This window comes from Anabaena sp. UHCC 0399 (genome assembly GCF_034931465.1).
In the GTDB taxonomy this organism is placed as follows: Bacteria; Cyanobacteriota; Cyanobacteriia; order Cyanobacteriales; family Nostocaceae; genus Trichormus; species Trichormus minutissimus.
In genome coordinates this window covers 1-5,344 of the sequence record NZ_JAYGGZ010000102.1, presented here as the reverse complement: position 1 = coordinate 5,344, position 5,344 = coordinate 1, and the positions used below count along the sequence as shown (strand labels likewise).

The following is a 5,344-nucleotide window of genomic DNA, read 5'->3' as shown; positions in this document are numbered from 1 at the left end:
GAATAGTTAGTGCTGAGTAGTGAGTATTTTTAGGGGTCGCTAGCAGGTTGAAAAGTAGCGATCGCAGCGCAGATTTGACAACAGGATTATGCGATCGCACTATGATTAAAAACTAAAGGTAGTACGAATAGTACCCACAAAAATATCGTTGTTTCTAGAAAAATGGTCGGGGTCGGTGACGATAAAAAAGCCGGGAGTGATGGAGATATTATCGTTAACTAAATAACGGTAAAAAACTTCGTAGTGAGTTGAGTTACCAGTATCTATATCTGCAACTGCAAGGCCGTTATTTAATTTTAGTGGTTGACCGTAGACGAACCCTAATAAGTCTCCTTTTCTGCCAAAGGGATCATACACACCTAAAGATGCGGTGTAGGTGCTGCTGAGAATGACTGCATCTGATTTGAGGGAATCTGTGACGACGATACCACCCCAAGCACCAAGCACTAACTGATCGGTGAGTTGCCATTTCAGGCTGGCGTTAAGACCGTGAATTTGTGATGGTTCATTAATACCGCCGGAGGTATCGGCGTTGTTGCTACCTGTCCCTGTATCTAATTGAGCGTTACTAGAGTAAGCATTAACATAAGCTAAACCTGTAATTAAGGAGGGGGTAGGCTTGTATAATAACTGCACTCCCAAAGCACTGTAGTCTGCACCAAATAAACCCTGACTGGTGTCGTTGCTAGTTCTCGTCCCGTAGGCGAGTTGTAACCGCATTTGGTCAGACATTAACCAATCAAAACCTAAACCTGCATCGAGACTGCCAATTTTCAAGATGGAAGTTGAACCAGCAAACAGAGAAATCGCGCCTTGTCCTGCATCGGCGTAGGGTGAGTTGACGCTGAGAACGCTACTTAAACTAAAGCCTACGGGTTTGAAGGTGAAGACGACGCGATCGCCTAATCCGGCAACGCGATATTCTAGAGAGTCTAGTCTGACTTGATTGTCATAATCTGCCTGCCAAGCTAATCTCGCCATGTTGGTGTTGAATGCTGTAGGATTGCCAAAGCTATCATTTGCAGCATTTCCACTGACTAAGGCTAATCGAAATCGGTCTTTACCTGTAAAGGAAGACGCTAATTGTATTTGGGTGAGATAAGTAAAAATTGGGTTAGCTTCTCCGTCGCCTGGACGATTACCACCAAAACCCCCAGCTAACCCAAATATGGTTTGTCCACCTAATACTACGGTGGGGGAAAATTGTTGAGATTCAATGTTGGCGGTGCGTGCTTCTAAAGCATCTACTCTGCCTCTTAAGGTGGCTAATTCGGGAGTAAATTCTTCTCTTAATTTTTGCAGTGTTACTAAATCTACTTTTTCAACTGTGTCTGCTAACCCAGCCGTAATTAACTGATCAATTTTATCTAATACTGCATTTAATCCGGCAGCAAATTCATAGCGAGTCATGGCGCGATCGCCTTTAAATGTGCCGTTGGGATAACCTGCTATGACACCATACCTTTCTACTAATGATTGTAAGGCGACAAAAGCCCAATCACTAGGTTGCACATCAGATAATTGTGATACAGATGTCACCCGTTCTTGATTTTGGGCTAGTTGCTTACATTGGCTTTGGGTGCAATTATCTGTTTGCGTAATTTCTGGGTTAATTACTGGTTGGTTATCTAAAATTGGCTGATTTTCTGCCAAAACAGATGTATCTACACCCAATACTAATGCTCCAGATAGGAGCAATAAAACACTTTTATTAAACATCAATCCTCACACCTGATAAACAAATTCAAATCAACAAAACTATTATGTTCTCTTGATTTTGACTTTTGACTTTTGACTTTTGACTTCCGCGTAGCGGTGCTAGCGTCCGCGTCTTATCCCAGTTGTTAAAGTTCCTCGATAGCCAACGTTATCTTGTGGTTTTTCACCGTTAACTCCAATCACGTCTAGTTGGGTGATTTGACCATTAGCATTGATGACTGAACCCCTAGCATTATTGCCACTTAATCCAGCATTACTAGAGACTCCTGTATTCCCATCAATGGTGATAGTTTTCTGGTCAAAATCTACTGTAATATTTTTAGGAGCATTGGGATTATTATCAGGGTAAAAAATGGCGGTATTTTCGGATGTTTTATAGTATGTCCCGGTAACAACTTCCGGATTAATAATTCTTACTGAAACGCCGGGACGAGGATTCAAATCTCCTTCTGTACCATTAAGGGCATCAGAGAGAAATGTTCTGGTAAATCCTCTAAACCTTTGAGCTTGATTTTTGAGTGCGGCTAAGGTTTCTATCCGTATAGCCTTGAGTGTTTCTTGGACTGGGGTCGATTCTTGAGCTAATAATTTCTCTTGTCCTGGCCCTAAACCAGAAGCGAGGGAAATGGTTTTATAAAAAGCTGGTAAGTCAAATTCTTGGGGATTCCCAACTATGCCATTTCTGATGGCTACTGTTTGACCGCCTTTTAAAGCGACGGTTTTTTTATCTTGGGAGTCGGAGATGTTAATATCTCCATCAGTGAGGGCAAAAACTTGAGTGGTGTTGCTTTCTTGGTGATGCGCTACCAGGACGGCGGTAGCTTTTGGGGCTGGTTTACATATAGGGCTATTTTGAGTATTTATCGGAGTTTGGTTATTTCTGGCGATCGCACAATCTGCTGCTAGAATTCTAATCTGACTGCCTGGTGTTTCTACGACTGTAACGACACTTCCCGGTGGAGTTAAAATTAAAGCTCTGCCATTCTCTACGTTAGGTATAATTTCACCCAAGGCAATCAGATTTGGCAAGTTAAAGCGACGATACCCTGGATCAAAACGAAAGGTAGTTTTTTGATCGACCCGAATCAGGGATTTATCGTTGAAAAATAGTTGCGCTTCTGAACTAACTCCGGTTTTAACTGCGTCTCTGGGAACTATGACATCATTGCGTTGTGCAGGTCGTTGAGTTTGATTATGTAGTAGTAGTTGAACGCTGGGAATGAGTTTATAGACTTCCGCACGGGTGAGGGGTTTGTCTGTTTGGGCTAACGTTGGGGTTATCCAAGTTAAGGTTAAGAAGGTAGTAACAATTAATCTTTGATGTAATGACCAATTCCGCCACTTCATCTCTTTGTACCTTGAGTATTGATGTTAAATATACTGATATTGACTATATTTAAGACTACATAGATTTGTACAAAGTTTCTCTATTTTTTATATTACGTTTAATGAACAATATCTTGGGCAAGATAAAACCATGAAGATGCTTCTGGAAAATCTAAATAAAAACCCCTGGGTTTAGCAGGGGTAAGGGTTTCGCTGAGATAAGTAATGGTTACTACAATTTTTCTTGAGGTAATTCCTGAAGATAAACAAAAAAATTTTTATTTCCCCTCCCTGTTTACCGACTGAGGTTAGAGTTGAAAACTAATTATCCCCTTTGAGTAACCTATGTACAGCCTGTTTGATATCTGTCTCTTTAATTAAAGATTCTCCTACTAAAACTGCATTAGCACCAGCTTGAGCCACTAAAGATAAATCGGTGCGTGCATACAATCCAGATTCAACGACTACTGTCACACCCAAACTTTGCAGTTGCGATCGCCTGGCTGCTAAGAGGTTTTGAGTAGTGCTGAGATCAATGCTAAAGTCTGCAAGGCTTTGGTTGTTAATGTTGATGAGGCGAATGTCGTCCAGCATTAGTACCCGATCGAGTTCTTCTAAGGTATGTACTTCTACTAGAGCATTCATCCCCAAATAGTGAATGATGCGTAAAAAGTCTTGCAGTTCTCTATCGGTGAGGATAGAGGACATTAGGAGTACAGCATCTGCACCTGCGGCTCGTGCTAAATAAATTTGGCAGGGATCAATAATAAATTCTTTGCATAGTAAAGGTAATGTGATTCTTTTGCGAAGAATACGTAAAATATCAAAACTGCCTTGAAAAAAAGACCTGTCGGTGATCACGGAAATGCACGTTGCTCCACCTTGTTCATAGGCTTGAGCGATCGCGATCGGATCAAAGTCTTTACGGATCATTCCGTGACTGGGTGATGCTTTTTGAATTTCTGCAATCAGGCTGGGTTTATGGGGGTTTTGCTGCAAAGCTATTAAGAAGTCTCGTACTGTTGGCGCAGCTGTTAACTGACGTTGCAGCGAAGCTAACGACATCTGTTGATGTAGTTGGGTTACTTCTTGTTTTTTCTGCCACACAATCTCTCTGAGAATGGGTTGCAGACGGGTGATATTAAAGGAACTAACTGGGTACATCATAAAGTGGCTATAGGAAATGGGGTGACTAAGAAGGAGTGTATGAGTGCTGGATTCAGTACTCATCACTCATCAATATCTGCACTCGCTGCTAACAGATAAACTTAGTTTGTCAGTCCTATATTTTTATTTTGCATCCAGCTTGATTGCACATGAAAAACTTCTGACGTATCTGATTGATTGATATTGTTTGGTTTGGCTAGGCAGTTATTTTTGAGTAAGCGAATATAAGTGCGGTATGGAATGTATTCCATAGGATTATAGCCGGAGAAACGGAGCAGTAAAACGCAAGCCCAAGAATACTTTCCGGCGATAATTGCCTTGATAATTTGTTCTATTTGTTCGTTATTGATTTTTTTGACATTCTGTGAATTGTAATTGGTATTTTGTTGATACATAGCATTCCCTGATGATGAAATCTTCAGTCTTTTTTACAAGACTTTTAAAGAAAATTTGGTCAGCTAAACTGATGTTAACCAATCGTTAAGGATAGACAAAATCAAACAGGACATTTAATTGTTCTAAAATTGTTTGATTTATTTGTGTTTATACCGACATATGTTTTGCCGGTGGACATAGCACGGCAAATAGTTGCAAACAATGCGGCTACTTTGGTAATTGTTTCTCTTGTACTTGCAGTATGACGTTCGGACTATTGATTGGACTATTCTTGGTAGATGCGCGGTGTTGCCATCAGTTGTGGCAAAGTCATACTGAAGACGAAGTGTTCTGACTAGTTCATCGGGTAGATACAGCACTAAGTCCCATTACTTGGTGGGACGGTTAATTTGCTCTTATAAGAGAGTGAATTGCAAATCATGGGATGATTTTTTTGGTATGTTTGACGGAGTGTAGCCCATCGATGTAGACAGACAATCGGTTCTATCACTTCATGATCCAGCCAATTTTGCTATCTCAACAACAAGATATTGACACTAAAGCACAGGTAAACTAGCAGATGCCTACAAATAGTTATTGAAAATAGGGGTGAATTTCACTAGTCAGCATCTTGATCTGCTGAATAAATATCTAGTTAATCCCACCCCTAAAGATGAACCGTTTTGCAGAAGCAGCTTCTTTGCTAAGATTACTCAATCTTGGACATTATATATATGATTATTTTTTTGTTAGACCC

The 5,344-nt window shown here is 40.6% G+C and carries 4 protein-coding genes; all 4 read right to left on the bottom strand.

The genetic code is table 11. The features are described from left to right. Positions 1–105 precede the first annotated feature (105 nt). The 4 genes from VB693_RS28660 to VB693_RS28645 all read right to left on the bottom strand — a co-directional run bounded on the left by VB693_RS28660 (position 106) and on the right by VB693_RS28645 (position 4,607). Complete coding sequence (locus VB693_RS28660) at positions 106–1,719, bottom strand: iron uptake porin (protein ID WP_323269233.1); 1,614 nt, start codon at positions 1,717–1,719, stop codon at positions 106–108. 99 nt (positions 1,720–1,818) lie between these two features. Continuing rightward, complete coding sequence (locus VB693_RS28655) at positions 1,819–3,066, bottom strand: hypothetical protein (RefSeq protein ID WP_323269232.1); 1,248 nt, start codon at positions 3,064–3,066, stop codon at positions 1,819–1,821. A gap of 300 nt (positions 3,067–3,366) precedes the next feature. After that, entirely contained in the window at positions 3,367–4,212 is an 846-nt protein-coding gene (trpC, locus tag VB693_RS28650; protein WP_323269231.1) for an indole-3-glycerol phosphate synthase TrpC, read from the bottom strand. Between the two features lie 101 nt (positions 4,213–4,313). Next, positions 4,314–4,607, bottom strand: coding sequence for a HetP family heterocyst commitment protein (locus tag VB693_RS28645; RefSeq protein WP_190699620.1), 294 nt, complete (start codon positions 4,605–4,607; stop codon positions 4,314–4,316). Between the last annotated feature and the right edge of the window lie 737 nt (positions 4,608–5,344).

Excerpts from the sequence above, each read along its gene's own strand:
- VB693_RS28660 (WP_323269233.1), bottom strand. The coding sequence starts at position 1,719 with ATGTTTAATAAAAGTGTTTTATTGCTCCTATCTGGAGCATTAGTATTG.
- VB693_RS28655 (WP_323269232.1), bottom strand. The coding sequence starts at position 3,066 with ATGAAGTGGCGGAATTGGTCATTACATCAAAGATTAATTGTTACTACC.
- trpC (WP_323269231.1), bottom strand. The coding sequence starts at position 4,212 with ATGATGTACCCAGTTAGTTCCTTTAATATCACCCGTCTGCAACCCATT.
- VB693_RS28645 (WP_190699620.1), bottom strand. The coding sequence starts at position 4,607 with ATGTATCAACAAAATACCAATTACAATTCACAGAATGTCAAAAAAATC.